Source organism: Caulobacter sp., assembly GCF_017744445.1.
Classification (GTDB): Bacteria; Pseudomonadota; Alphaproteobacteria; order Caulobacterales; family Caulobacteraceae; genus Caulobacter.
In genome coordinates, this window is the sequence record NZ_JAGIBH010000015.1 from 67,912 (window position 1) to 92,799 (window position 24,888).

At 68.2% G+C, this 24,888-nt stretch carries 24 protein-coding genes and 1 pseudogene; 21 read left to right on the forward strand and 4 right to left on the reverse strand.

Features of this window, described 5'->3' with window-relative positions:
* The first annotated feature begins 25 nt into the window (after positions 1 to 25).
* From J7528_RS19830 to murD, 8 genes are read left to right on the forward strand one after another with little or no spacing between them, the layout of a single operon-like run.
* The gene (locus tag J7528_RS19830; protein ID WP_291878113.1) at positions 26 to 493 is read left to right on the forward strand and encodes a division/cell wall cluster transcriptional repressor MraZ; all 468 of its coding nucleotides are present in this window, start codon (positions 26 to 28) and stop codon (positions 491 to 493) included.
* Positions 490 to 1,425 carry a 16S rRNA (cytosine(1402)-N(4))-methyltransferase RsmH gene (gene rsmH, locus J7528_RS19835; protein WP_291878001.1) on the forward strand — a complete coding sequence of 312 codons (936 nt, stop codon included), beginning with the start codon at positions 490 to 492 and terminating at the stop codon, positions 1,423 to 1,425. The genes J7528_RS19830 and rsmH overlap by 4 nt, the downstream gene beginning before the upstream one ends.
* Entirely contained in the window at positions 1,422 to 1,886 is a 465-nt protein-coding gene (locus tag J7528_RS19840; protein ID WP_291878004.1) for a cell division protein, read from the forward strand. Before rsmH ends, J7528_RS19840 begins: the two co-directional genes overlap by 4 nt.
* Positions 1,883 to 3,652, forward strand: a complete 1,770-nt coding sequence (locus tag J7528_RS19845; RefSeq protein ID WP_291878006.1) for a penicillin-binding protein 2 — start codon at positions 1,883 to 1,885, stop codon at positions 3,650 to 3,652. The genes J7528_RS19840 and J7528_RS19845 overlap by 4 nt, the downstream gene beginning before the upstream one ends.
* Positions 3,649 to 5,109, forward strand: coding sequence for a UDP-N-acetylmuramoyl-L-alanyl-D-glutamate--2,6-diaminopimelate ligase (locus J7528_RS19850; RefSeq protein WP_291878008.1), 1,461 nt, complete (start codon positions 3,649 to 3,651; stop codon positions 5,107 to 5,109). Before J7528_RS19845 ends, J7528_RS19850 begins: the two co-directional genes overlap by 4 nt.
* Complete coding sequence (gene murF / locus J7528_RS19855; RefSeq protein WP_291878011.1) at positions 5,102 to 6,559, forward strand: UDP-N-acetylmuramoyl-tripeptide--D-alanyl-D-alanine ligase; 1,458 nt, start codon at positions 5,102 to 5,104, stop codon at positions 6,557 to 6,559. Before J7528_RS19850 ends, murF begins: the two co-directional genes overlap by 8 nt.
* A complete protein-coding gene (mraY, locus tag J7528_RS19860; RefSeq protein ID WP_291878013.1) occupies positions 6,559 to 7,671 on the forward strand; it encodes a phospho-N-acetylmuramoyl-pentapeptide-transferase in 1,113 nt (370 codons plus the stop codon). Before murF ends, mraY begins: the two co-directional genes overlap by 1 nt.
* Positions 7,672 to 7,685: 14 nt before the next feature.
* Positions 7,686 to 9,101, forward strand: coding sequence for a UDP-N-acetylmuramoyl-L-alanine--D-glutamate ligase (gene murD, locus J7528_RS19865; protein ID WP_291878016.1), 1,416 nt, complete (start codon positions 7,686 to 7,688; stop codon positions 9,099 to 9,101).
* Between the two features lie 62 nt (positions 9,102 to 9,163).
* Here the strand turns inward: murD and J7528_RS19870 are convergent.
* Both J7528_RS19870 and J7528_RS19875 read right to left on the reverse strand, forming a co-directional pair.
* Positions 9,164 to 9,503: pseudogene (locus J7528_RS19870) on the reverse strand (endonuclease domain-containing protein).
* A 141-nt stretch (positions 9,504 to 9,644) separates the two neighbouring features.
* Positions 9,645 to 10,661 carry an HWE histidine kinase domain-containing protein gene (locus J7528_RS19875; protein ID WP_291878019.1) on the reverse strand — a complete coding sequence of 339 codons (1,017 nt, stop codon included), beginning with the start codon at positions 10,659 to 10,661 and terminating at the stop codon, positions 9,645 to 9,647.
* A 125-nt stretch (positions 10,662 to 10,786) separates the two neighbouring features.
* Between J7528_RS19875 and trxC the strand changes: the two genes are divergently transcribed.
* Positions 10,787 to 11,218, forward strand: coding sequence for a thioredoxin TrxC (gene trxC / locus J7528_RS19880; RefSeq protein WP_291878022.1), 432 nt, complete (start codon positions 10,787 to 10,789; stop codon positions 11,216 to 11,218).
* Here trxC and J7528_RS19885 read toward each other — a convergent pair.
* On the reverse strand, positions 11,215 to 11,613 hold the full coding sequence (locus J7528_RS19885; protein WP_291878025.1) for a hypothetical protein: 399 nt from the start codon (positions 11,611 to 11,613) through the stop codon (positions 11,215 to 11,217). The genes trxC and J7528_RS19885 overlap by 4 nt on opposite strands.
* A 112-nt stretch (positions 11,614 to 11,725) precedes the next feature.
* Between J7528_RS19885 and ftsW the strand changes: the two genes are divergently transcribed.
* From ftsW to J7528_RS19905, 4 genes are read left to right on the forward strand one after another with little or no spacing between them, the layout of a single operon-like run.
* Positions 11,726 to 12,898: a putative lipid II flippase FtsW gene (gene ftsW, locus J7528_RS19890; RefSeq protein ID WP_291878028.1), complete on the forward strand. Its 1,173-nt coding sequence runs from the start codon at positions 11,726 to 11,728 to the stop codon at positions 12,896 to 12,898.
* A gap of 1 nt (position 12,899) precedes the next feature.
* Positions 12,900 to 13,985 (forward strand): undecaprenyldiphospho-muramoylpentapeptide beta-N-acetylglucosaminyltransferase, encoded by a 1,086-nt coding sequence (murG, locus tag J7528_RS19895; RefSeq protein WP_291878030.1) that lies wholly within the window; start codon positions 12,900 to 12,902, stop codon positions 13,983 to 13,985.
* A gap of 55 nt (positions 13,986 to 14,040) precedes the next feature.
* A complete protein-coding gene (locus tag J7528_RS19900; protein ID WP_291878033.1) occupies positions 14,041 to 14,388 on the forward strand; it encodes a hypothetical protein in 348 nt (115 codons plus the stop codon).
* Positions 14,378 to 14,905 carry a PIN domain-containing protein gene (locus tag J7528_RS19905; RefSeq protein WP_291878035.1) on the forward strand — a complete coding sequence of 176 codons (528 nt, stop codon included), beginning with the start codon at positions 14,378 to 14,380 and terminating at the stop codon, positions 14,903 to 14,905. Before J7528_RS19900 ends, J7528_RS19905 begins: the two co-directional genes overlap by 11 nt.
* Positions 14,906 to 14,909: 4 nt before the next feature.
* On the opposite strand, the gene J7528_RS19910 is transcribed toward J7528_RS19905, so the two are convergent.
* A complete protein-coding gene (locus tag J7528_RS19910; RefSeq protein WP_291878037.1) occupies positions 14,910 to 15,407 on the reverse strand; it encodes a hypothetical protein in 498 nt (165 codons plus the stop codon).
* Between J7528_RS19910 and murC the strand changes: the two genes are divergently transcribed.
* The 8 genes from murC to ftsZ all read left to right on the forward strand — a co-directional run bounded on the left by murC (position 15,406) and on the right by ftsZ (position 24,737).
* Entirely contained in the window at positions 15,406 to 16,824 is a 1,419-nt protein-coding gene (gene murC, locus J7528_RS19915) for a UDP-N-acetylmuramate--L-alanine ligase (protein WP_291878039.1), read from the forward strand. The two genes, J7528_RS19910 and murC, sit on opposite strands and share 2 nt — an antisense overlap.
* The gene (gene murB / locus J7528_RS19920; RefSeq protein WP_291878041.1) at positions 16,821 to 17,726 is read left to right on the forward strand and encodes a UDP-N-acetylmuramate dehydrogenase; all 906 of its coding nucleotides are present in this window, start codon (positions 16,821 to 16,823) and stop codon (positions 17,724 to 17,726) included. Before murC ends, murB begins: the two co-directional genes overlap by 4 nt.
* Positions 17,727 to 17,949: 223 nt before the next feature.
* On the forward strand, positions 17,950 to 19,410 hold the full coding sequence (locus tag J7528_RS19925; protein ID WP_291878042.1) for a M20/M25/M40 family metallo-hydrolase: 1,461 nt from the start codon (positions 17,950 to 17,952) through the stop codon (positions 19,408 to 19,410).
* Between the two features lie 210 nt (positions 19,411 to 19,620).
* The gene (locus tag J7528_RS19930) at positions 19,621 to 20,592 is read left to right on the forward strand and encodes a D-alanine--D-alanine ligase (protein WP_291878044.1); all 972 of its coding nucleotides are present in this window, start codon (positions 19,621 to 19,623) and stop codon (positions 20,590 to 20,592) included.
* Positions 20,561 to 21,469, forward strand: coding sequence for a cell division protein FtsQ (gene ftsQ, locus J7528_RS19935; protein WP_291878047.1), 909 nt, complete (start codon positions 20,561 to 20,563; stop codon positions 21,467 to 21,469). Before J7528_RS19930 ends, ftsQ begins: the two co-directional genes overlap by 32 nt.
* A 27-nt stretch (positions 21,470 to 21,496) precedes the next feature.
* Positions 21,497 to 22,822, forward strand: a complete 1,326-nt coding sequence (gene ftsA, locus J7528_RS19940) for a cell division protein FtsA (RefSeq protein WP_291878050.1) — start codon at positions 21,497 to 21,499, stop codon at positions 22,820 to 22,822.
* A gap of 273 nt (positions 22,823 to 23,095) precedes the next feature.
* Positions 23,096 to 23,161: a hypothetical protein gene (locus J7528_RS19945; protein ID WP_024265820.1), complete on the forward strand. Its 66-nt coding sequence runs from the start codon at positions 23,096 to 23,098 to the stop codon at positions 23,159 to 23,161.
* A 34-nt stretch (positions 23,162 to 23,195) separates the two neighbouring features.
* On the forward strand, positions 23,196 to 24,737 hold the full coding sequence (gene ftsZ, locus J7528_RS19950; protein WP_291878052.1) for a cell division protein FtsZ: 1,542 nt from the start codon (positions 23,196 to 23,198) through the stop codon (positions 24,735 to 24,737).
* Positions 24,738 to 24,888: the final 151 nt, after the last annotated feature.

The following is a 24,888-nucleotide window of genomic DNA, read 5'->3' on the forward strand; positions in this document are numbered from 1 at the left end:
TGGGTTTGGCGGGGTTAAAGCTTCAGTGTTTCTCTCGACGTTCGAGAAACAGCTCGACAGCAAGCGGCGCATCGTTGTGCCGCAGGAATTCCGCGCGGCCGTCTCGGGCATGTTCGACGGGATCTTCTGCTTCCCCTCCATCGAGGCCGACTGCCTGGAAGCGGGCGGAAAGGCCTTGTTCGACCGCTACATGGGCGTGATCGAGGAGATGCCGTTCGGTGATCCGCTGCGCTCGGCCCTGGAAACCAGTGTCCTGGGCGGCATGGCCAAGCTGTCGTTTGATACAGCTGGTCGCATTACGCTTCCCGACCAGCTGTGCGAAATGTGCGGTCTCACGGATTGGGTGACCGTCGTCGGTATGGGTGAGCGTTTTCAGATCTGGTCCCGCGAGGCCTTCCAGGCCCATCGCGCGGCCCAGCGTGATCTGGCCCGGGAAGGCCTGGCCGCCATGCGCGCCCAGCAACGGACCGCAAAGCTGGGGAGCGCCTCGTGAGCGACGCCCCGCACATCTCGGTCCTGCTGGATGAGGTCGTCGAGGCCCTGGGCGCCAAGCCGGGCGAGACCATCATCGACGGCACCTTCGGAGCCGGGGGGTATACGCGCGCGATCCTGGCCACCGGCGCCAGCGTCGTCGGCTTCGATCGCGACCCGACCGTGCTGCGCTTCACCGAAGGCCTGCCGGCCGACCGCTTCCGCCTGATCCAGGACCGCTTCTCGCAGATGGCCGAGCATTTCGCGCCGCGGTCGGTCGACGGCGTGGTGCTCGATATCGGCGTGTCGTCCATGCAGCTGGACGAGGCCGAGCGCGGCTTTTCGTTCATGCGCGACGGTCCGCTGGACATGCGGATGAGCGACACGGGTCCGACCGCCGCCGACCTGGTCAATACGCTGGACCACACCGAGCTGGCCCGCATTCTCTATGTCTATGGCGAGGAGCATGCCTCGCGTCGCATCGCCAGCTTCATCATCCGTCGTCGGGAAGAGCGCCTGTTCGAACGCACCCTGGACCTGGCCGAGGTGATCGAGCGCGCACTGGGTGGCCGCAAGGGCGCCAAGGTCCATCCGGCCACGCGCTCGTTCCAGGGCCTGCGCATCGCGGTCAATGACGAACTGGGCGAGCTGGAAGCCGGCCTGGACGCCGCCGAGCGGATCCTGAAGCCGGGCGGCCGCCTGGCGGTGGTGACCTTCCATTCGCTGGAAGACCGCATCGTCAAGAATTACCTGGCCGAGCGGGCGGGGCGCACGCCGGGCGGCTCGCGCCACCTGCCGCAGGCGCCCACCGGCGCGCCGGCCAGCTTCCAGCTGATCGCCAACAAGGCCATCGCGCCGGGCGAGGCCGAGCTGGCCGTCAATCCGCGCGCGCGCTCGTCGAAGCTGCGCGCCGCTGTCCGTACCGAAGCTCCCGTCTGGGAGAGCGCGGCATGAGCGTCTCGGGCCTCTTCAATCGCCGGGTCCGGGGCTTCCGCGTCGTGGAAGTCGCGGGCGTGGGCATCCTGCTGACCCTGTTCACCAGCGTCTACCTGGCCAAGACCTTCGCCGGTCGCGAGCTGCAGGAGATCAGCAAGATCGAGCAGCAGATCGACGACGAGGCCGTGCGCAAGCGCCTGCTGGAGGCCGAGGTCGCTCACCTGGAGCAGCCCCGCCGCATCGAGCAGCTGGCGATGATGATGCAGCTGAAGCCGATCGCGCCGGATCACGAGATCACCGAGGACGCCCTGATCGACGTGGCCCGCCGCCGCGAACTGCCGCGCGCCCCGATCTCGGCCTCGCCGGTCGGTCCCGAGGATCTGGCCGCCGATGGCCCCGAGGCGCTGCCGGACGACGCCTCGTTGCCGCCGCCACCGCCGCCTCCGCCGCCACCCCAGGCTCCGGGGGCGCCGCGATGAGCCTCTCCAACCTCGGGCCCGGCGGTTTCCAGTCGCCGCTGTGGCGGTGGCTGATCGAGCGCGTCTGGCGCCTGGAGCACGCCTTCGAGCGTTCGCGCGCCGCGGCCAAGCCCGAAGACGACACCCGCATCCGCATCTTCCTGGTGATGGGCTTTTTCTCGCTGTGCTTCGTCGGCGTGGGCCTGGGCGCCGGTTGGGCGGCGCTGTTCTCGAACGCCGGGCGCGGTAGTGGCTACGCCCAGGGCGCTGAAGGCGCGCGCGGCGACATCGTCGACCGCAACGGCAAGCTGCTGGCCGTCGATCTGGCCCACTACGCCCTTTACGTCGACCCGCGCGAGGTGTGGGACGCCAAGGAAGTGCGCCGCGCGCTGGGTAAGGCGCTGCCGCAGGTGCCGGCCAAGCGCCTGGACAAGGCCGTGTTCGGCGACCACCGCGCCTTCGTGCTGGGCGGCCTGACGCCCGACGAGAAGGACGACATCTTCAATCTGGGCCTGCCCGGCATCTCGTTCGAGGAGCAGGAGCGGCGGATGTATCCGCTGGGCCCGACGGCCGCGCACCTGATCGGCTTCGTCGACAGCGGCGGCAAGGGCCTAGCTGGCGCCGAGCGCGCCCTGGACGATCCGATCCGCAAGGCGGCGGGCGGCGACGGCGGTCCGACCCAGCTGTCGATCGACGTGCGCGTGCAGGCCGCGTTGGAGGACGAGCTGAACAAGGCTGTCGCCGACTTCACGCCCAAGGGCGCGGTCGGCCTGGTCACCAACGTCCACACCGGCGAGATCCTGGGCCTGGCCAGCTATCCCGACTACGACGCCAACAAGGCCGGCGAGGCCACCGACGACCAGCGCCTGAACCGCGCCGCCGCCTCGGTCTATGAGATGGGCTCGACCTTCAAGGCCTTCACCGTGGCGATCGGCCTGGACACGGGCGTCGCCACGCCGCAGTCGACCTTCGACGCGCGCGAGCCCTTCAAGCTGGGCTATCGCACCATCCACGACTACCACGCCGCCAAGGCCATCCTAACCCTGGTCGAGGTGTTCAAGCACTCGTCGAACATCGGCACGGCCATGCTGGCCGAGAAGATCGGCGGCGAGCGTCTGTCCAAGTACTTCACCGCCCTGGGCCTGACCAAGCCGGCCAAGGTCGAGCTGATGGAGTCGGCCCGCCCGCTGACCCCGCGGAAGTGGGACATGGATGCGGTGGCCTCCACCTCGTTCGGCCACGGTATGAACGTCAGCCCGCTGGCCCTGGCTCAAGCGATGGGCGCGCTGCTGAACGGCGGCGAGTCGATCCCTCTGACCATCCGCAAGCTGCCGCCGGGCGTGCGTCCGGAAGGCAAGCGGGTGATCTCCGAGAACACCTCGGCCGAGATGCTGAAGATCATGCGGGCCAACGTCATCCCGGGCGAGGGCGGCAGCGGCGGCAAGGCTGATGTCCCCGGCCTGTCGGTCGGCGGCAAGACCGGCACGGGCGAGAAGTACGATCCGTCGATCCGGGGTTATAATCACCAGCGCCAGGTCTCGTCGTTCGCGGCGGTGTTCCCGACCGATGGGCCGCTGGAGGCCGACCGCTACTTCGTGCTGATCCTGATGGACGAGCCGCACGGCACGGCCAAGTCGGCGGGCTTCTCGACCGGCGGCTGGGTCGGCGCGCCGCCGGCCGGCAAGGTGATCGAACGCATCGCGCCGTTCCTGGGCGTGCAACGCAAGACGCAGCTGGTGACCATCGCCAGCCCCTCGAAGAACGCGGTACCGGAGGCGGGGCTATGACCAGACATCTGTCGGAACTGTTCAACCGTCCCTTCGCCAATGACCCGGTGATCGCCGGCGTCACCGCCGACAGCCGCAAGGTCACGGCCGGCTGGCTGTTCGCCGCCCTGCCAGGCACCAAGGTCGACGGCCGCGACTTCGCCGAGGGCGCGGTGGCCAAGGGCGCCGCCGCCGTGCTGGCCCCCGAGGGCGGGCTGGAGGGGCTGGGCGTGCCGGTGGTGCGTTCGGAAGATGCTCGCCGCGCCTACGCCCTGGCCTCGGCCGCCTTCTGGGGCAAGCAGCCGGCCATGTGCGTGGCGGTGACCGGCACCAACGGCAAGACCTCGGTCGCCGGCTTCTGCCGCCAGATCTTCGCCCGCCTGGGTCACAAGGCCGCCAGCATGGGCACCCTGGGCGTCGTGGTCTCGGAAGCGGGCAAGCCCGACCAGCAGCTGACTCCGCCAGGCCTGACCACGCCGGATGCCGGCGACGTGGCCGAGATGGTCGCGCGCCTGGCCGAGATGGGCGTCACCCACCTGGCCCTGGAGGCCAGCTCGCACGGCGTTGACCAGCGCCGCGTCGATGGCGTGAAGTTGCATGCCGCCGGCTTCACCAACTTCACCCAGGACCACCTCGACTATCACGGCTCGATGGAAGAGTACCGGGCCGCCAAGCTGCGCCTGTTCGACACCCTGACGCCCGGTGGCGCGACGGCCGTGCTGAACGCCGACAGCGACGCCTTCCCCAACTTCGCCGCCGCCGCGGTGACCTCGGGCCAGAGCGTGTTCTCGGTGGGCGAGGACGGCCAGGGCCTGCGCCTGATCACGCGCACCCCGACCCCGGCCGGCCAGGACATGGCGGTCGAGATCGACGGCGACATCCACCACATCGCGCTGCCGCTGGCCGGCGCCTTCCAGGCCTCGAACGTGCTGGTCGCGGCGGGCCTGTGCATCGCCGCCGGCGAGGATCCGGTGCGGGTGCTCAAGGCCCTGGAAACGCTGGAAGGCGCCGCCGGTCGCCTGCAACGCGTCGGTCGCGGCCCCAAGGGCGGCGAGGCCTATGTCGACTACGCCCACACCCCGGACGGCCTGCAGACCGTGCTGGAGGCGCTGCGTCCACACGCGCGCGGCCGTCTGATCGCCGTGTTCGGCGCCGGCGGCGACCGTGACCGCGGCAAGCGCCCGCTGATGGGCGCCATCGCCGCCAAGCTGGCCGACATCGCCATCGTCACCGACGATAACCCCCGCTCGGAAGAGCCGGCCTCGATCCGCGCCGCCATTATGGAAGCCGCGCCGGGCGCCTGCGAGATCGGCGACCGCCGCGCCGCCATCCGCGCCGCCGTGCAGCTGATGACCGACGGCGACGTGCTGGTCATCGCCGGCAAGGGCCACGAGCAGGGCCAGATCGTCGCCGGCGTCGTCCATCCCTTCGACGACGTGACCGAGACGCTGGAAGCGCTGGAGGGCGTCGATGCCTGAAGCCCTCTGGACAGCTGACGAGATCGCGCAGGCCACGGGCGGCAAGGTCGCCGGCGACTTCGCCGTGACCGGCGTCTCGATCGATACCCGCTCTGTGGAGAAGGACGACCTGTTCGTGCCGCTGGTCGGCGCGCGCGACGGTCACGACTTCGTCCCGCAGGCCGTGGCCGCCGGGGCGACTGGCGTGCTGGCCGCCAAGGCGGTCGACGCTCCGGCCGTCATGGTCGAGGACACCTTCAAGGCCCTGGAAGCCCTGGGCGTCGCCGCTCGCGAGCGCGCGCCGCAGTGCAAGCGCGGGGCGGTCACGGGCTCGGTCGGCAAGACCAGCGTCACCCGCGCCGTCGAGGCCGGCCTGCGCCTGGCGGGCAAGGCCCACGCTTCGGTCAAGAGCTACAACAACCACATCGGCGTGCCGCTAACCCTGGCCCGGATGCCGCGCGACACGGAACGCGCCGTGTTCGAGATCGGCATGAACCACGCCGACGAGATCACCCCGCTGTCGGGCTTCGTCCAGCCGCACGCGGTGGCGATCACCACGGTCGGCCCGGTGCACCTGGAGAACTTCGAGAACGAAGAGGGCGTGGCGCTGGCCAAGGCCGAGATCTTCGCGGGGCTGGAGCCCGGCGGGATCGCCGTCCTCAACGCCGACAACAAGTGGTTCGACCTGCTGAAGGCCGAGGCCGAGAAGGCCGGCGCCCTGGTCTGGAGTTTCGGCTCTTCTCCCGATTGCACTGCCCAGCTCATTTCCTTTTCATCCGATCTCCCCGGCGAAAGCCGGGGCCCAGATTCATCCGGAGAGCCCGACGCTTTGTCATCTGGGCCCCGGCCTTCGCCGGGGAAATCGGTTATAAAAGCTGTTCTCCGTGGCGAACCGGTCGAGTTCTCCCTGTTGCAGACCGGCGTGCATTGGGGCCCCAACAGCCTGTGCGTCCTTCTGATGCTGGAAGCCCTGGATGTGCCGCGCGAGACCGCCCTGGCCGCCCTGGCCGCCTTCGCCCCGATCGAGGGCCGCGGGGCCGAGAAGACCGTTCGTATCGACGGCGGCGCCTTCACCCTGGTGGACGAGAGCTACAACGCCAATCCGGTTTCGATGCAGGCGGCCTTGAAGACCCTGGGCGCGCGCAAGGTCGCCGGCCGCCGGGTCGTCGTGCTGACCGACATGCTCGAACTGGGCGAGGGCAGCGCCGCCTTTCACGCCGAGCTTGCAGGCCCGATCGACCGTGCAAACGTTGACGTGGTTTTTCTCGCAGGCGTCCACATGAAATCGCTGTGGGAGCAGCTTCCGCCGACTCGGCGAGGCGGCTACGCGGAAGTTACTGAAAAGTTAACGGCGCAGCTGGCGGGGGCGATCCGTCCAGATGACGTGGTGATGGTGAAGGGGTCGAACGGCTCCAAGGCCGGGGTTCTCGCCCAGGCCCTGGCCGCGCTCGACCTTGGGGAACAGGGCTGATGCTGTACTTCCTGTATGAATGGCTGGCGCGCTCGCAAGAGCATGTCCCGGCGCTGAACCTCTTGAAGTACCTGACCTTCCGGTCGGGCATGGCGATGCTGACCGCCTATATCGTCGCCGTGGCGATGGGCTCGCGCTTCATCCGCTGGATGAAGGCCAAGCAGGGCAAGGGCCAGCCGATCCGCACCGACGGCATCGCCCGTCACGTCACCGAGAAGGCCGGCACGCCCACCATGGGCGGCTTCATGATCCTGGCGGGCCTGTTCGTCGGCGCCCTGCTGTGGGCCGACCTGCGCAACATCCACGTCTGGGTCGTGCTGCTGATCACCGGCAGCTACGGGATCCTGGGCTTCATGGACGACTACGCCAAGGTCACCAAGCAGACCACGGCCGGCCTCTCCAGCGTGCAGAAGCTGGTGGCCCAGTTCGCGGTGGCGATCATCGCCACGGTGATCCTGATCCTGTTCGCGCCCAAGTCACCGATGACGCCGGGGATGGAGACCAGCGTGGTCTTCCCGATCTTCAAGGCGCTGGTGATCAATCTGGGCTGGTTCTACGTGGTGTTCGCGGCGGTCACGATCGCCGGCTTCTCCAACGCCGTGAACCTGACCGACGGCCTGGACGGCCTGGCCATCGTGCCGGTGATGTTCGCCGCCTCGACCTTCGGCCTGATCGCCTACCTGGTCGGCAACTACAAGTTCGCGGACTATCTGAACCTGCACTTCGCGCCGGGCGTGGGCGAGCTGGCGGTCGTTTGCGCCGCCATCATCGGCGGCGGCATGGGCTTCCTCTGGTACAACGCCCCGCCGGCCAAGATCTTCATGGGCGACACCGGCTCCCTGGCCCTGGGCGGCGCGCTGGGCGCGATCGCCGTCTGCGCCAAGCACGAGCTGGTCCTGGGCATCGTCGGCGGCCTGTTCGTGGCCGAGGCGCTCAGCGTCATGATCCAGGTCGCCTACTTCAAGAAGACCGGCAAGCGGGTCTTCCTGATGGCGCCGATCCACCACCATTTCGAGAAGCTGGGCTGGGCTGAATCCACCGTCGTGATCCGCTTCTGGATCGTGGCGATGATGCTGTCCTTCGTCGGCCTCGCCACCCTCAAGCTGCGCTAGGAGAGGCGAGGAGCATGATCCCGGTCCGTGGTTTCGAGGACAAGACCGTCGCGGTGTTCGGCCTGGGCCGCACCGGCCTGACGGCGGCGCGCGCCTTGATCGCGGGCGGGGCGAAGGTCGCCCTGTGGGACGAAAAGGCGGAGAGCCGCGAGGCCGCCGCCGCCGAGGGCTTCCCGGTCGTCGACCTGCAAGCCGCCGACTGGAGCCAGTTCGCCGCCCTGATGCTGTCGCCGGGCGTGCCGCTGACCCATCCGAAACCGCACTGGACCGTCGAGAAGGCCAAGGCCGCCGGCGTCGAGATCCTGGGCGATGTCGAGCTCTTCGCCCGCACGGTCAACGCCGCGCCGGCCCACAAGCGCCCGAAGATCATCGCCATCACCGGCACCAACGGCAAGTCGACCACGACCGCCCTGATCGGCCACCTGTGCGCCTCGGCCGGCCGCGACACCCGCGTCGGCGGCAACATCGGCCAGGGGATCCTGGGCCTGGAAGACATGCACGGCGGCGCGGTCTACGTGCTGGAGCTGTCGTCCTACCAGCTGGACCTGACCTCCAGCCTGCACCCCGACGCGGTTGTGCTGCTGAACATCTCGCCCGATCACCTGGACCGTCACGGCGGCATGGACGGCTACATCGCCGCCAAGCGCCGGATCTTCCTGAACCAGGGCAAGGGCGACACGGCGATCATCGGCGTCGACGACGCCTGGTGCCAGCAGATCTGCACCGAGATCACCGCCGCCAACCGCCGCACCATCTGGCCGATCAGCGCCGGTAAGGCCATGGGCCGGGGCGTCTACGCCCTGCAAGGCGTGCTGTACGACGCCACGGGCGAGCGTGTGGTCGAGGTCGCCGATCTTCTGCGCGCCCGCAGCCTGCCGGGCCGCCACAACTGGCAGAACGCCGCCGCCGCCTACGCCGCCGCCCGCGCCATCGGCATCTCGGTGTCGGACGCGGTCGACGGCCTGATGACTTTCCCGGGCCTGGCCCACCGGATGGAGACGGTCGGCAAGATCGGCAAGGTCCGCTTCGTCAACGACAGCAAGGCCACCAACGCCGACGCCGCCCGCCAGGCGATGTCGTCCTACCCCAAGTTCTACTGGATCGCCGGCGGCGTCGCCAAAGCCGGCGGCATCGACGACCTGAAGGACCTCTTCCCCCGCATCGCCACCGCCTATCTGATCGGCGAGGCCGCGAACGTCTTCGCCACGACCCTGGCCGGCAAGGCCGAGGTCAAGATGAGCGGCACGCTGGAGAAGGCCGTGCAACAGGCCTATGCCGATGCGGCCGCCAGCGGCGAGGAGGCGATCGTTCTGCTCTCGCCGGCCTGTGCGTCGTTCGACCAGTTCTCGGATTTCGAGGCCCGGGGCGAGGCGTTTCGAGCGGCGGTGAACGGGCTGGTGTCGGGCGGCGGTAAGGCGGCGGTGGCCTGACTAACGCCCTCTCTCATAGAGAGAGGGAGGGGCCCGCCGCGAAGCGGTGGGAGGGTGAGAGGTTACACCCTCTCCGAGCGAAGCACCGCTAGGATGTCATCCGCCCCCCGCCGGGATCGGTTAGGACACGCTCGTTGCGGAACCTCAGAACCGTATATCCGAACAGCTCCAGAGTTTCGTGCGCCGAGCGTCGTAGTCCTCTCGCCCTTCGTGGGCAGCGCCGTCGAGCTCGATGATCAGCTTCGCTGACTCGCAGACGAAGTCCGCAAAATACCGGTCGATGGGGTGTTGTCGTAGAAAACGAAAGCCACTGAGGCGTCGACCACGGACGAGGTTCCAGACAACTTTCTCGGCCGGAGTCTGATCTCGACGCAGGCGGCGGGCGTTTTCGATTTTGTCCATACGGAAGGGGCGTGAGCATGCCGGACACTCAACAGAAGGAATCTGGATTTTCCGGCTGGTGGTGAAACCTCTCACCCTCCCACCGCCTTCGGCGGCGGGCCCCTCCCTCTCTCTATGAGAGAGGGGTTTTATAGGGCCGCTTCACCCCAGCGGCATGAACGCATCCACCTTATCCAGCGCCGCCAGCGGTGACCGGATCGAGCACCGCAGGCCCTCGGTCCGGTAGTCGACCTCCACCGCGCCGCCCAGCTCGTTGGGCAAGGCCGTCTCCACGATCCGCGACCCGAACCCTCGCTTCTCCGGCGGGCGCACCGCCGGGCCGCCGCGTTCGGCCCATTCGATGTAGAGCTGGTTGCCCGGCTGGATCGACCAGCGGATATCGACATGGCCGTCGGGAGCCGAAAGGGCGCCGTATTTCAGGGCGTTGATGGCCAGTTCGTGGAAAGCCAGGGCCATGACCACCGCCGGCTTGGGCGAGACCTGCAGGTCGGCGCCGGTGATGGTCAGCTGGGCGGGGTGGGCGCTGTAGGGGGCGACAGAGCCGTCGACGATCTGGCGCAGGCTGGCGGCGGACCAGTTCTGGTCGGTCAGGACGTTGTGGGTGGCGGCGATGGCCATCAGCCGGCCTTCCAGGGCGTCGCGGACGTCCGAGCCGACGCCGGCGTTGCGCAGCGACTGCTTGGCGATCGACTGGACGGTGGCCAGGGTGTTCTTCACCCTATGATTCAGCTCGTTGACCAGCAACTGGCGGTGGGCCTCGGCCGTGCGCTCGCCGGTGACGTCGCGCGAAGTGGCCAGCACGCGGGTGACGCGGCCGTTCTCCAGGATCGGCGAGACGGTGGTGTCCCACCAGCGCGGCGCGCCCTTGGCCGTGGGGCAGAAGGCGCGGAAGGCCACGGCGTGGCCGGCCTGGGCGGCGCGCAGGGCCTGCTCGACGGCGTCGCGGCTTTCGGGCGGCCACATGTCGGGCCAGTAGCGCTGGCGGTTGCGGCCGTCGAAGTCGTCGATCTCGAACAGGCTCTTGCCCTGGGCGTTCATATATTCGACCGCGCCCTCGGGACTGATCACCCGAATGCAGTCCTGGCTGGCCTCGACCACGCTGAGGAAATAGACCCCTGCGCCCTCGAGCACGGTCTTGTCGGATCCCTCGTCAGCCACACATACGCCCCTGCAACCCTGACCATGATCACCGGCTGGCCCGCGAATTCAAGCTGAGCCATTCGTGTTTCAGGGGAACAGCCTTCCAATGGAGTTGTTGGAAGGGGCGAAGGAGGCCCGAGCTTATGTCACAGGTCGTTTGCGTCGCGTGCGGCGCTGGCAATCGTCTGCCGCAGGACCGCGATCCGCTATCGGCCAAGTGCGGGCAATGCAAGGAGGCGCTGTTCACCGGCAAGCCCATCGCCGTGACCGGCGCCGATCTCGCCCGCCATCGCCGGCTGACCAAGGGAACGGCTCTGCTGCTGGACGTCTGGGCCCCGTGGTGCGGACCCTGCCGGACCATGGCCCCGAACTTCGAGGCCGCCGCCCGCCAGCTGGAACCGGCCGTGCGCCTGCTGAAGCTGGACTCCGAGGCCGAAGGCGCCGCCGCCGGGGCCCTGAACGTCAGCAGCATCCCCACCTTGATCCTGTTCAAGGATGGCGCGCCCGTGGCCCGTCAGGCCGGGGCGATGAGCACGGCTCAGATCGTCGCCTGGACCAAGCAGGCGCTGGGTTAGTCGAACATCTCGGCGAGGTCTTCCAGCAGTTCCTTGCGCCAGGCCGGGAGGTCGGGCTGGGCGTGAACCGCCTGGAAGCGGTCGAAGGCCTTTTCAATATCCTCGCCGTCGGCTTCCTCGACCGTCTCCAGGGCTTGGAGCGCTTCGTGGGCGACCTCGAAGTCGGCGGTCAAAACGAACTCGACCAGCAGGCCGACATGGTCCGAGCAGTCCAGATAGCCCAGGGCGTGGACCAGCGTGCCGCGCTTGTCGGCCAGGTCGGGGCGCTGGATCAGGCGCACCAGCACGGCGTCCAGGCCGGGCGTCTTCTCCTCGGCCAGACGCAGGGCCAGGGTGTTGCGTTCGGCCGCGTCGGCGGTCGTTTCGAGCGTGCGGAGGTCGTCGGAGGCGGGCATGAGCCTCTCCTACCTCGGATCGGATCGTCTTCCACGCGCTTTTCGCCGCATGTCCACCGGCGTACAACAGCGCAGCAAGCTTTGATTAACCCTGCGGTCCGACTCTCCGGCCATGGCCTCCAACGCGACACATGCCTTCGCCCGCACCGACCGCACCGCGCTCGGCATCTGGTGGTGGACGACCGATCGCTGGTTGCTGGGCGCCACCGCACTGTTGGTGACCCTGGGCATGCTGCTGTCGTTCGCTTCGAGTCCGGCCGCCGCCCAGCGGATCGGCATCGACGACCAGTTCCACTTCGCCATCCGCATGTGCTTCTTCGCCACCGCCTCGTCGGTGGTGATGCTGATGGTGTCGATGCTGTCGCCCAAGGGCATCCGAAGGGCGGCGTTCTTCATCTACATCGTGGCGATCGCGATCATGATCGCCCTGCCGTTCATCGGCCACAACGCCAAGGGCGCCACGCGCTGGCTGCAGTTCGGCGGCTTCACCCTGCAACCGTCCGAGTTCATGAAGCCGGCCCTGATCGTGCTGGTCTCGTGGATGTTCTCGGAGGGCCAGAAGGGCGAGGGGGTGCCCGGCGTCTCGATCGCCTTCCTGCTGTATTTCATCGCCGTCGCTTTGCTGCTGGTGCAGCCGGACGTGGGCCAGACCGTGCTGATCACCATCGCCTTCGGGGCCGCCTTCTGGATGGCCGGGGTGCCGATCTCGTGGATCATGGGCCTGGGCGCGGTGGCGCTGGCGGGGCTGGGCTCGACCTATTTCCTGTTCGACCACGTGCACGCCCGGGTGCAGAAGTTCCTCAGCCCCGACCAGGCCGACACTCACCAGATCACCCGCGCCGCCGAGGCCATTCGCGCCGGCGGCCTGTTCGGGCGCGGTCCGGGTGAGGGGGTGATGAAGCGCCACGTGCCCGACCTGCACACCGACTTCATCTATTCGGTGGCGGCCGAGGAATACGGCCTGATCTTCTCGTGGTGCCTGATCGCGCTGTTCGCCTTCGTGGTGGTGCGCGGGCTGTACAAGGCCATGAAGCTGAACGACCCGTTCGAGCAGGTCGCGGCGGCCGGTCTTTTCGTCCTGGTGGGCCAGCAGGCCATCATTAACATCGCCGTGAACTTGAACATGATCCCGACCAAGGGCATGACGCTTCCGTTCATCAGTTACGGGGGCTCTTCGATGCTCGCGATGGGTTTGACGCTGGGCATGGCCCTGGCCTTGGTGCGAAAGCGCCCCGGCGCCTACGGGGCGACGGGCGAGTTCAGCCTGGGCGGCGCGTTCGCCTGACATGAGCAAGCTGGCTGTCGTCGCCGCCGGGGGAACCGGCGGCCATATGTTCCCCGCCCAGGCGCTGGCTGAAGCGCTGAGCGCGCGCGGCTGGCGCGTCGTGCTGGCCACGGATGATCGCGGCGCGCTGTACGCCGACAAGTTCCCGGCCGAAGAACGCCTGGCCCTGTCCGCCGCCACGGCCAAGTCCAACGACCCGCTGGGCATGATCAAGGCTGGCTTCACGGTCATGCAGGGCGTCATGGAGGCCCGCGCGGCCTTCAAGCGCCTGGATCCGGCGGTGGTCGTGGGCTTCGGCGGCTATCCCGCCCTGCCGGCCCTGCTGGGCGCGCTCAGCCAGAAGCGCCCGACCGTGATCCACGAGCAGAACGCAGTCCTGGGCCGTGTGAACCGCTTCCTGGCGCCGCGCGTCAACGAGGTGGCCTGCGCCTTCCCGACGCTGCAGATGGCCAAGCCGGGCGTGAAGGCCCGCGCCCATGTCGTCGGCAACCCCGTGCGCCCGCCGGTGCGCGAGCTCTACGACGTGCCCTACATCGCCCCGGAAGTGCAGCTGCGCGTTCTGGTCACCGGCGGCAGCCAGGGCGCTCGTCTGCTGTCGGAGCTGATCCCCGAGGCGGTGGCCAAGCTGCCCGAGGACGTCCGTTCGCGTCTGAAGGTGTTCCAGCAGGCCCGCGCCGAGAGCATGGAAGGCGCCCGCAAGACCTATCGCAACGCCATGGTCGACTGCGAGGTCGCGCCGTTCTTCCGCGACATGGCCGGCTATCTGCGCCAGGCCCACCTGGTGGTCGGCCGCTCGGGCGCCTCGACCTGCACCGAGCTGGCCGTGGCCGGCCGACCGTCCATCTTGGTGCCGCTGAAGATCGCCGCCGACGACCACCAGCGCTTCAACGCCAAGCTCCTGGAAGAGGCGGGCGGCGCGGCCGTGTGCCTGGAGGATGAGCTGACCGTCGACGCCATGGCGGGGGCCCTGAACGCCCTGCTCAAGAACCCCGAACGCCTGGCGAAGATGGCAGCAGGCGCAAGGTCGGTGGCGACGCCGGACGCGGCCGAGAAGCTGGCGGATTTGGTGGAGCGGACGGCGGGGTAGGGTGATTTGCCTGCCATCTACAGAAACTATATATTCTGTAGAACTGGAGGCCGACATGCCCAGCCGTTCCACGCACCTTGACGAAACGACCGACACGCTGATCGCGAAAACCGCGAAGCTGGAGGACCGCAACCCGTCTCAGATCATGGCGGCGGCGGTGCGATGGTATCTGCACCTGACGCCCGGCGCGCGAGACGCCATGCGCCGGATCGAGGCCACTGGCGGAGCGGCGGTCGAAGAGGCCAGTTGGGCCTTGAGCCGGGCTCTACTCGAGCGGGAATACGAGACCCTGGTGCGTCAGGGCGCGGGATCCTTGAAAACGGACCTGACCGCCGAAGCCACCGAGGATGACATCATGGCGGAAGCGGTGCGGATGACCCGGCGGCCGGCGCGTGCCGGTTAGGCTCTGCCTCGACCTCAATGTCTGGCTGGGCGCGATCCTGTCGGAACGCACTGGCGCCTCGACCTCGGCGCAGATGCTCGTCGAGGCGGTTCGGTCCGGCGTCAGCCCGCGTGGGCCAGTCGCGCTCGTCATCTCCTGGGGGATGCTGAACCGGCTCCGCGACGTCCTGGATCGGTTCGGGTTTGGACGGGCCGAGGCGGATCGGCTGATTGAGGTCCTGGCGACCATCGCGCGCGACGGGCCGTCCCTGACTCTCGGTGGCGTGGGTGTTTTGCCGCTCAAGGACGAAGAGGATCGTCACGTGCTCGAGACGGCCAAGGCCGGCGACGCCGACATGTTGGTGACCCAGAACCTGAGGGACTTCACCGGCCCGGACGTGCGGGTTTTGATCCCCGACCACTATCACGGCGTCGAGCTGGCGGATGGCAAATTGTTGATCGCCCATACCTATGACGGCGCGGCCTGGCTCCGCGGCGAGCCATTGCCCGCCGAGGTCGCGGCGTTCCTGAAAGGCTAGACCGTCACGGCTCCGCGCCCGTCTCGATCAGCGGGCGGCCGATCCTGACGGCGTCCTCGACGCTGGCCGCTACCGGAACCTTGGCGAACGGCCGCCAGCCGTCGCAGACCACCTTGGCCACCCCCTCGTCGGCGCTGCCCGCCGGCAGGGGCGCGGCCGGGCGCAGGTCGCCGGTCACCGGCCCCTCACGCCCACCGGCGCGGATGCTGCCGAAGCCGGCGTGGGCGATGGTGCGGGCGTTGCAGTCGATGACTTCGTGACGCCAGCCGCCCCAGAACTCCTCGGCGCCGGCCTTGAAGCCGCCTTCGGTCACCTGGAGCACGCGCAGGCGAGTGGTGCGGCCCTGCCACCGGACGCTGCCCATGTCCACGAACACGGCGAAGCGGCCGACGTCGGCCAGGCGCAGTTCAAGCTGGGCCTGAGCCGCTGCCGGCGTCGCGCACAGCAAGACAGCCAGGAGGGCGTTTCCCGCCGCGCGGAATTGGTCTAATCGGCTTTTCATGATCCAGCGTCGACGCCCCGTCCCCTTCGAACTCGGCCCCGTGCACTTCATCGGCATCGGCGGCATAGGCATGTCCGGCATCGCCGAGATCATGCTGCGTATCGGCTACACCGTTCAGGGTAGCGACGCCAAGGCCAGCGCCAATACCGAGCGGCTGGAGAAGCTGGGCGCGCGCATCTTCATCGGCCAGGACGCGGCTAATGTCGAAGGCGCGTCGGCGATCGTCTATTCGACCGCCATCAAGGCCGACAATGTCGAGATGGCCGCCGGCCGCGACAAGCGCCTGCCGCTGGTGCGCCGCGCCGAGATGCTGGCCGAGCTCATGCGCCTGCAGTTCTCGGTCGCCGTGGGCGGCACGCACGGCAAGACCACCACGACCTCGATGGTCGCGGCCCTGCTGGACGCCGGCGACCTGGACCCGACCGTGGTCAATGGCGGCATCATCAACGCCTATGGCACCAACGCCAAGGTCGGCGAGGGCGACTGGATCGTCGTCGAGGCCGACGAGAGCGACGGCTCGTTCCTGAAGCTGAAGTCCACCGTGGCCATCGTCACCAATATCGACGCCGAGCACCTGGATCACTGGGGCGACTTCGACGCGGTGAAGAAGGGCTTTCAGGACTTCATCCAGAACATCCCGTTCTACGGCTTCGCCGCCGTCTGCACCGACCATCCGGAAGTGCAGGCCCTGACCTCGCGGATCGAGAACCGCCGCCTGGTGACCTACGGGACCAATCCGCAGGCCGAGGTTCGGGTATCGAACATCGAGATGGGCCCGGAAGGCGCCAAGTTCGACATCGTGGTGTCGCCGCGTGACGGCGAGGTTGTGCGCTACGACGGCCTGAAGATGCCGATGGCCGGCCACCACAACGTGCTGAACGCCACCGCCGCCGTGGCCGTGGCCCGCGAGCTGGGCATCGACGCCGCCGCCATCGTCAAGGGCCTGGCCGGCTTTGGCGGGGTCAAGCGCCGCTTCACCACCACGGGCGTGGCCAACGGCATCCGCGTGGTCGACGACTACGGCCACCACCCGGTCGAGATCGCCGCCGTTCTGAAGGCCGCCCGCGCGGTGACGCAAGGCAAGGTCATCGCCGTGGTCCAGCCGCACCGCTACACGCGCCTGCGCGACCTGATGACCGAGTTCTCGAGCTGCTTCAACGACGCCGACACGGTGATCGTCGCCGACGTCTACACGGCCGGCGAGCAGCCGATCGAAGGCGTCGACCGCGACCACCTGGTCGAGGGCCTCAAGAAGTTCGGCCACCGCCGCGCCCTCCCGCTGGAGAGCCCCGCGGCCCTGCCGGCCCTGATCGCGGCCGAGGCTGCCAGCGGCGACCTGGTCGTGCTGCTGGGCGCGGGCGACATCACGTCGTGGTCGTATGCTCTGCCGGGTCAGCTGGAAGCGCTGGCGAAATGAGCTGGAAGACCTCGCTCCCCGCCGTCCGGGGCAAGCTGCTGATCGACGAGGCCCTGGCCCCGTTCACCTGGTTCCGCGTCGGCGGTCCGGCCGACGTGGTGTTCCTGCCGGCCGACGAGCAGGACCTGTCCGACTTCTTGAAGGCCCTGGATCCGGCCGTGCCGGTGCTGGCTATCGGCGTGGGTTCCAACCTCCTGGTCCGCGACGGTGGCGTCGAGGGCGTGATCATTCGCCTGGGCAAGGGCTTCAACACCGTCGAGGCCCTGGGCGACAATCGCATCAAGGCCGGCAGCGCCGTGCCCGACGCCATCCTGGCCCGCAAGGCGGCCGAGGCCGGCATCGCCGGGCTGGAATTCTATGCCGGCATCCCCGGCACGATCGGCGGCGCGGTGATCATGAACGCCGGTTGCTACGGCTCCGAGACCGTCAATGTCGTGAAGTCCGTCCGGGTGATGGACCGCGCCGGCCAGGTGCGTGAGCTGTCGGTCGAAGACCTGCACTACACCTATCGCCACAGCGCGCTGCAGGATGGCGACACCGTGTTCGTGCTGGACGCCATCTTCGAAGGGACCGCCGACGAACCCGAGGCGATCAAGGCCCGCATGGCCGAGATCACGTCGCGTCGCGAAACCACCCAGCCGATCCGCGAAAAGACCGGCGGCTCGACCTTCAAGAACCCGCCGGGCCACTCGTCGTGGAAGCTGGTCGACGAGGCCGGCTGGCGCGGCAAGCCGTTCGGCGGGGCGATGTTCTCACCCCTGCACAGCAACTTCCTGATCAATACCGGCGAGGCGACCGCCGCCGACCTGGAAGGCCTGGGCGAGGCCGTGCGCGCCGACGTGCTTGAAAAGACTGGCGTGCAGCTGGACTGGGAGATCAAGCGGATCGGGCGGTCGGTCTAGGCGTCAAGATGCTCCCCCGCGATGCGGGGGAGCTGTCGCGGAGCGACTGAGGGGGCTAGCTCGGCCTAGTCAGCATGAGCCCCCTCCGGCCCTCTGGGCCACCTCCCCCGCATCGCGGGGGAGGATCTTTAGGCAGCGACCGCTCGTCGTGACAGTTCAGCGTTATGCTGACTCCCCATGTCAGGAACCGGTGCTATGACTCCCCCGCCATTGGGGAGAATCCTTGCTCATGTACCGTCGTCTTCTGGTCGCCACCGCGGCGCTGACCCTCGTTTCGGGCGTCGCCCATGCTCAAACCGCCGCCAAGAAGGGCGCTAAGGCGCAGCCGGCCGCCGAGGCTCCGGCCAACCCCGTCGCCACCGCCGAAGCCCTGCGCGACAAGGCCCTGCTGGACCGTCTGGCTTGGGACATCACCGAGGACCTGACCACCAATATCGGCCCGCGCCTGGTCGGCTCGCCGGCCATGGAGCGCGCCAAGGACTGGGGCGTGGCCAAGTTCAAGGCCCTGGGCTTCACCGACGTGAAGGTCGAGCAGTTCGCCAAGCCGTCGTGGACGCGCGGTGAAGAGAGCGCCGAACTGGTCGGTCCCTATCCGATGAAGCTGGGCATCGTCGGCCTGGGCCGCACCGTGCCGACCCCGGCCGAGGGCATCGAGGCCGACGTCGCCCTGTTCCGCACCTATGCCGAGATGATGGCGGCCCCCGAGGGCGCGCTGAAGGGCAAGATCGCCGTCATCACCCAGCCGATGGTCAAGGCCCAAGACGGCTCCGGCTATGGCATCGCCGGCATCTCGCGTCGCTCGGGTCCGGTGGAAGCCGCCAAGCGCGGCGCCGTGGCGCTGCTGATCCGCTCGATCTCGACCTCGGACTCGACCGTGCCGCACACTGGCGTCACCGCCTTTGGCGACGGCGTCGCCTCGATCCCGTCGGCCGCCATGGGCGTGCCGGAAGCCGAGCAACTGGAGCGCCTGGCCAAGGAAGGCAAGCCGCTGCGCATCAAGCTGAAGCTGGCCTCGACCACGGACGCCAACGACGTGGCCTGGAACATATCGGGCGAGATCAAGGGTTCGGAGAAGCCGGACGAAGTCATCGTCATCGGCGGCCACCTGGACAGCTGGGACGTCGGCACCGGCGCCCTGGACGACGCCACCGGCGTGGCCATCACCACGGCCGCCGCCAAGCTGATCGGCGACCTGCCCAAGCACCCCAAGCGCACCATCCGCGTCGTGATGTTCGGCTCGGAGGAGAGCGGCGGTTCGTCGGAAGCCTATATCGCCGCCCACAAGGACGAGGTCGCCAAGATCGTCCTGGCCGGTGAAAGCGACACCGGCGCCGATCGCATCTACTCGCTGAAGCTGCCGGCCGGCGCGGCGGCCCATCCGTTCGCGACGACGGCCGCCAATGTCCTGGCCCCGCTGAAGATCTACGTGAACCGCGCGCCCGCCAGCCACGGCGGCGCCGACATCGAGGGCCTGGAAGAGGCCGGCGTGCCGTCGATCGAGCTGGAGCAGGACGCCACCCGCTACTTCGACTACCACCACACCGCCGACGACACCCTGAACAAGGTGCGCCCCGACGAGCTGGCGCAGAACGTCGCCGCCTGGGCCAGCCTGATCTACCTGGTGGCCGAGACGGGCATCGACTTCCGCGTGATCAAGGCGGCGGGCGGTCCGGCTTCGCACTAAGCGCTACAGCGCCCCCTCCGGCCCTTCGGGCCACCTCCCCCGTTGCACGGGTGAGGAGGATCTTCTCCTCCCTCGCGTAAGCGGGGGAGGTGGATCGGTGCCGATAGGCGACGAGACGGAGGGGGCGCAATACCGCGTCTAGCTGTTGGCAGGCGCGCCGAGGCTGACTAGGAGTGGCTCAACGTCGCAGCTCCCAAGAGTTCAGCCCTTATGACCACCCAACCCCAAAGCGCCCCGTTGGCTGGCCGCCACATCGCCGTCCTGCTCGGCGGCCCTTCGTCGGAACGCAAGGTCAGCCTGGTGTCGGGCGCCGAATGCGCCGATGCGCTGGAGCGGCTGGGGGCCAAGGTCTCGCGCATCGACCCGGGCAAGGACATCGCCCAGGTCCTGACGGCGACCAAGCCGGACCTGGTGTTCAACGCCCTGCATGGCGAATGGGGCGAGGACGGCTGCGTCCAGGGCGTGCTGGAAACCCTCAAGCTGCCCTACACCCACTCGGGCGTCCTGCCGTCGGCGCTGGCCATGGACAAGGCCAAGGCCAAGGCCGTTCTGGCGGCTGCCGGGGTGATCGTTCCGGGCGGCGGTCTCTACAACCGACACGATGTCGCGCGCGACCATGTGTTGCAGCCCCCCTATGTCGTTAAACCTAACGCTGAGGGTTCGTCCGTCGGGGTGTTCATCATCAAGGAAGGCGCGAACCGTCCTCCGGTTGAAATTGCCTCGCCCGACTGGACTTTCGGTGAAGAAGTTATGGTTGAGCCCTACGTCCAAGGGTTGGAATTGGCCGTGGCGGTGCTGGGTGAGTCAAATGGTCCCAGGGCGCTGGCGGTAACGGATATCCGTGCATCCACAGGTTTCTACGACTACGAAGCCAAGTACTCCGAGGGCGGATCGATCCACGTCCTACCGGCCCCAATCCCTGATGGCGTAAGGGATCGGGCGATGCGGATGGCCGAACTGGCGCACTCGGCTCTTGGTTGCCAAGGAGTGACCCGGTCGGACTTCCGTTATGACGACATTAACGACCTTCTGGTCCTTCTAGAGGTCAACACGCAGCCCGGCATGACACCGACCTCGCTCGCTCCGGAGCAGGCCGCACACGTCGGGATCCCGTTTGACCAGTTAGTTTTGTGGATCGTGGAGGACGCTTATGCCCGCTGTAGTGCGGGGGGGACCGCCTAAGCCTAGGCGACCCCGGGCCGAAGCGCCCGTAAGTCCGAGCAAAGGTAAGCCGGCGCCCCGGGGGGCGCAGCCGGCCGCCAAGTTGCACGCCGCCAAGGGCGTGGGTCTGTCGCCCACGGTCGCCCTGACGGTTGCAGGCGCGGCCTTGGGTCTCGGTCTTGTGGTGATGCTGGCGACCGGCCATCGGGCCGAGCGCATCGGCATGTCCATGGTCCACGGTGTCGACAACAGTTTCGCCTCGGCCGGCTTCAAGCTGAAGACGGTGCATATCCGGGGCGCGTCCTCGACCGCCCAGGCCGACATCCTGGCGGCCTCGGGCCTCTATCTGAACCAGCCGACGCTGGGGATGGACCTGAACGACGTCCGCACCAAGGTGCAGGGCGTGGGCTGGGTCAAGGACGCGAAAGTCGTGCGCATGCTGCCCGACACCGTGCTGATCGCGGTGGAAGAGCGGCCGGCGCTGGCGGTCTGGCAAAACCAGGGCCGCATGAAGGTAATCGACGGCGAAGGCCGCGTGATCACCGAGGCCGATCCGGCCCGCTTCCCCCAGCTGCCGCTGGTGGTGGGGCAGGGGGCGGACCAGGCCGCGGGGCTGATCCTGCCGGCCGTCGCGTCTCGACCGCGTCTGCGCGACCGACTGGAAGCGCTGGTGCGGGTGGATGACCGTCGTTGGGATCTTCGACTGAAGGACGGCTCGCTGATCCAGCTGCCGGCCATTGACGAAGAATCCGCGCTGATTCAATTGGATCAGCTCGACCAACGGCAGCGAATCCTGGACATGGGTTTCGCGCGGATCGATCTGCGCGACCCCGAAATGGTGGCTGTTCGACCCCGCGACGCGGCGCTGCCTGGGCAGCCCGCCGCTGGCGGCGCGTAGACGTAGTGTGCTGAGGTGACGATAGCGATGTCGCGACTGGAGGAACGGAAGCAAGCTCGCGAGGGCCTGAAGGCCACGCTCGTGCGCCAGCCCGCCATCGCGGCCGTCGACCTGGGCGCGTCCAAGGTCACGTGCTTCATTATGAAGGCCGACGGCGTCCACCGCGAGAACCGCACCCTGACGACGGCCGGTGTCGGCTACGTCCAGTCTCGCGGCGTCCGTGGCGGCGCGATCGTCAACCTGGACGAGGCCGCGCAAGCGATCGCCCAGGCCGTGGAGCGCGCCGAGACCGTGGCCGGCGTCAACGTGCAGGGCGTGTCGGTCTGCACCGCCGGTGGCCAGCTGGCCTCCAACCGCGTCCACACGCAAGTTTCGCTGGGCGCCCGCCCGATCGGCGACGGCGACCTGTCGCGCGCCATCGCCTCGGCTTTGGCGCAGGTTCGTATTCCCGGCCGCAAGCCGATCCACCTGCTGCCCATCGCCTGGTCGGTCGACGGCCAGCGCGGCATCCGCGACCCGCGCGCCATGTTCGGCCGCTCGCTGGGTCTTGAGCTCCTCGTGGTCTCGGTCAACGAGAACATCTTCCACACCCTGGCCCACTGCGTCGAACGCGCCCACCTGTCCTTCGAGGGCGTGGTCGCCGCGCCGTTCGCTTCCGCGCTCGCCGCGCTGGAAGAGGACGAGATGGACCTGGGCGCGGTCTGCATCGACATGGGCGGCGGCTCGACCTCGGTGGCCGTGTTCAACAACGGCGCCCTGTGCCACGTCGACAGCCTGGCCGTCGGCGGCGGGCACGTCACGCAAGACATCGCCCGCGGCCTGCAGACCTCGGTGGTCGGCGCCGAGCGCATCAAGACCCTGCACGGCAGCGCCATCGCCTCGGCCAACGAGGACCGCGAGATGATCGAGGCCCCGCCGCGCGGCGACGATCCGGGCGCGGGTCCGGTGATCGCGCCTCGGTCCTTGCTCAAGGGCATCATCCAGCCGCGCGTCGAAGAGACGCTGGAACTGCTGCGCGAGCGCCTAAAGGCCTCGGGCGCGCCGGTCGAGCCGGGCGCGGGCATCGTCCTGACGGGCGGCGCCAGCCAGCTGGCCGGCGTGCGTGAAGTGGCCGTTCGTGTGTTCGATCGTCCGGTCCGCCTGGGCCGTCCTCGCCGGGTGCCGCACCTGGCCGACGCCGCTTCCGGTCCGGCCTTCTGCGCCGCCGCCGGCACCCTGCACCGCACCGCCTTCGGGCCCCGCGAGGCCGTCTCGTCGAAGGCGCTGGCGGGCAACGTGTCGCGCAAGCGTCCGCTGGATCCCAATGCTTCGCCGATGGCCAAGGCTGCGGCCTGGCTTCGCGATAATCTCTAAAGCGCAGGTTCTAAGGCGCTCAAAGTTTTAAGCGTGATTAACTCTACTGTTTAACCTTGAAGGCCCGGCCGAGCTTCTCGCCGGGCCTTTTTGCTGCTCCAAACCGCCTGTATTGGCCAGAAAAGCGACTCAGCGTCGTTCGGTCGCACGCAGCTGTGGATCCTTGCTGAACCCTTAGCTCGCTTGGGTTTTCTGTTGATAGACCACAATTTATCCCACGGTCGCGCTCGACCCGACCACGACTCAGATTATGCAGTTAACTGCCGATTAACGATGGTGGTTGTTCTGTTAACACGATCGTCGAGGCATCCCCGGCGATTGGGTGTCGCCGAGGTCTAGTTTGACGATTTCGGCGTAAGGACGCGAGGGTCCCATGGCAATTTCTCTTTCCGCGCCGCGTACGACTGAGCTGAAGCCGCGTATCGTGGTGTTCGGCGTCGGTGGCGCTGGCGGCAACGCCGTGAACAACATGATCGAGGCGGGTCTCGAAGGTGTTGAGTTCGTGGTGGCCAACACCGACGCGCAGCAGCTGCAGTTCGCGAAAACGGACCGTCGCATCCAGCTTGGCGTGCAGATCACGCAGGGCCTGGGCGCCGGCGCGCATCCCGAGGTGGGCATGAGCGCGGCTGAAGAATCCTTCCCCGAGATCGGCGAGCACCTCGACGGCGCGCACATGGTCTTCATCACCGCCGGCATGGGCGGCGGCACCGGCACCGGCGCGGCCCCGATCATCGCCAAGTGCGCTCGCGAGCGTGGCATCCTGACCGTCGGCGTCGTGACCAAGCCCTTCCACTTCGAAGGTCGTCACCGCATGCGCCTGGCCGATAGCGGCATCCAGGAGCTGCAGCGCTACGTCGACACCCTGATCGTCATTCCGAACCAGAACCTGTTCCGCGTCGCCAACGAACGCACGACCTTCGCCGAAGCCTTCGGCATGGCCGACCAGGTGCTGCACTCGGGCGTTCGCTCGATCACCGACCTGATGGTCCTGCCGGGCCTGATCAACCTCGACTTCGCCGACGTCCGCACGGTCATGACCGAGATGGGCAAGGCGATGATGGGCACCGGCGAGGGCACCGGCGAAGACCGCGCCCTGATGGCCGCTCAGAACGCCATCGCCAACCCGCTGCTGGACGAAGTCTCGCTGAAGGGCGCCAAGGCCGTGCTGGTCAACGTGACCGGCGGCATGGACATGACCCTGCTGGAAGTCGACGAGGCCGCCAACGCGATCTCGGACCAGGTCGACCCGGAAGCCAACATCATCTTCGGCGCGGCCTTCGATCCGTCGCTGGAAGGCGTGATCCGCGTGTCGGTGGTCGCCACCGGCATGGACGGCGCCTCGATCCAGCAGATCGAGCCCAAGCCGACCACCCGCAACACCTCGGCCGCGCCGCTGATCGCCGAGACGACCCGTCCGGCTCCGCAGCCGGAACCGGCCCGTCCGACCGCGCGCTACGAAGCCGCTCGCCCGGCCGAGCGTCCGTCGTCGGCCTTCGCGCCGGAGCCGATGGCGCCCGAGCCCGAAATCGTCATGGCCGCGCCGCAGCCGGAACCGGAAGCGGAAATCTACTACGACCAACCCGTCGCTGAAGAGCCGCGCATCACCCAGCCGGCCGCTCGCCAGGTGACCCGCATCGTCGACCCGATGGTCGATGACGCCCCGGTCGCCGAAGAGCCGCTGTTCCCCGAGCAGAACTATTACGAAGAGCGTCGTCCCCAGAAGCAGGGCGGTGGTTTCTTCTCGATGTTCGGCGGCGGTCGCCAGCGCTACGAACAACAAACCGCCCAGGCTCCGCAACAGCAGGCCCGCACGACCCAGAGCGTGCGCCCGCAGCTGCAGCCGATCGAGACGCCGCAGACCGACGACGGCGAAGACCTGGAAATCCCGTCCTTCCTGCGCCGCCTGGCGAACTGAAAGGGCGACCCCGACAAGGGGCCTGGATCTAAGACATGACAGAGCGCCCCGGGGAAACCCGGGGCGTTTTGCTTTGGGCGCTACCGGCGATTGACCATCCTCCCGCTTTGACGTTAGCCTTTCATTTAATGGGATATCGTCCCGAATAATG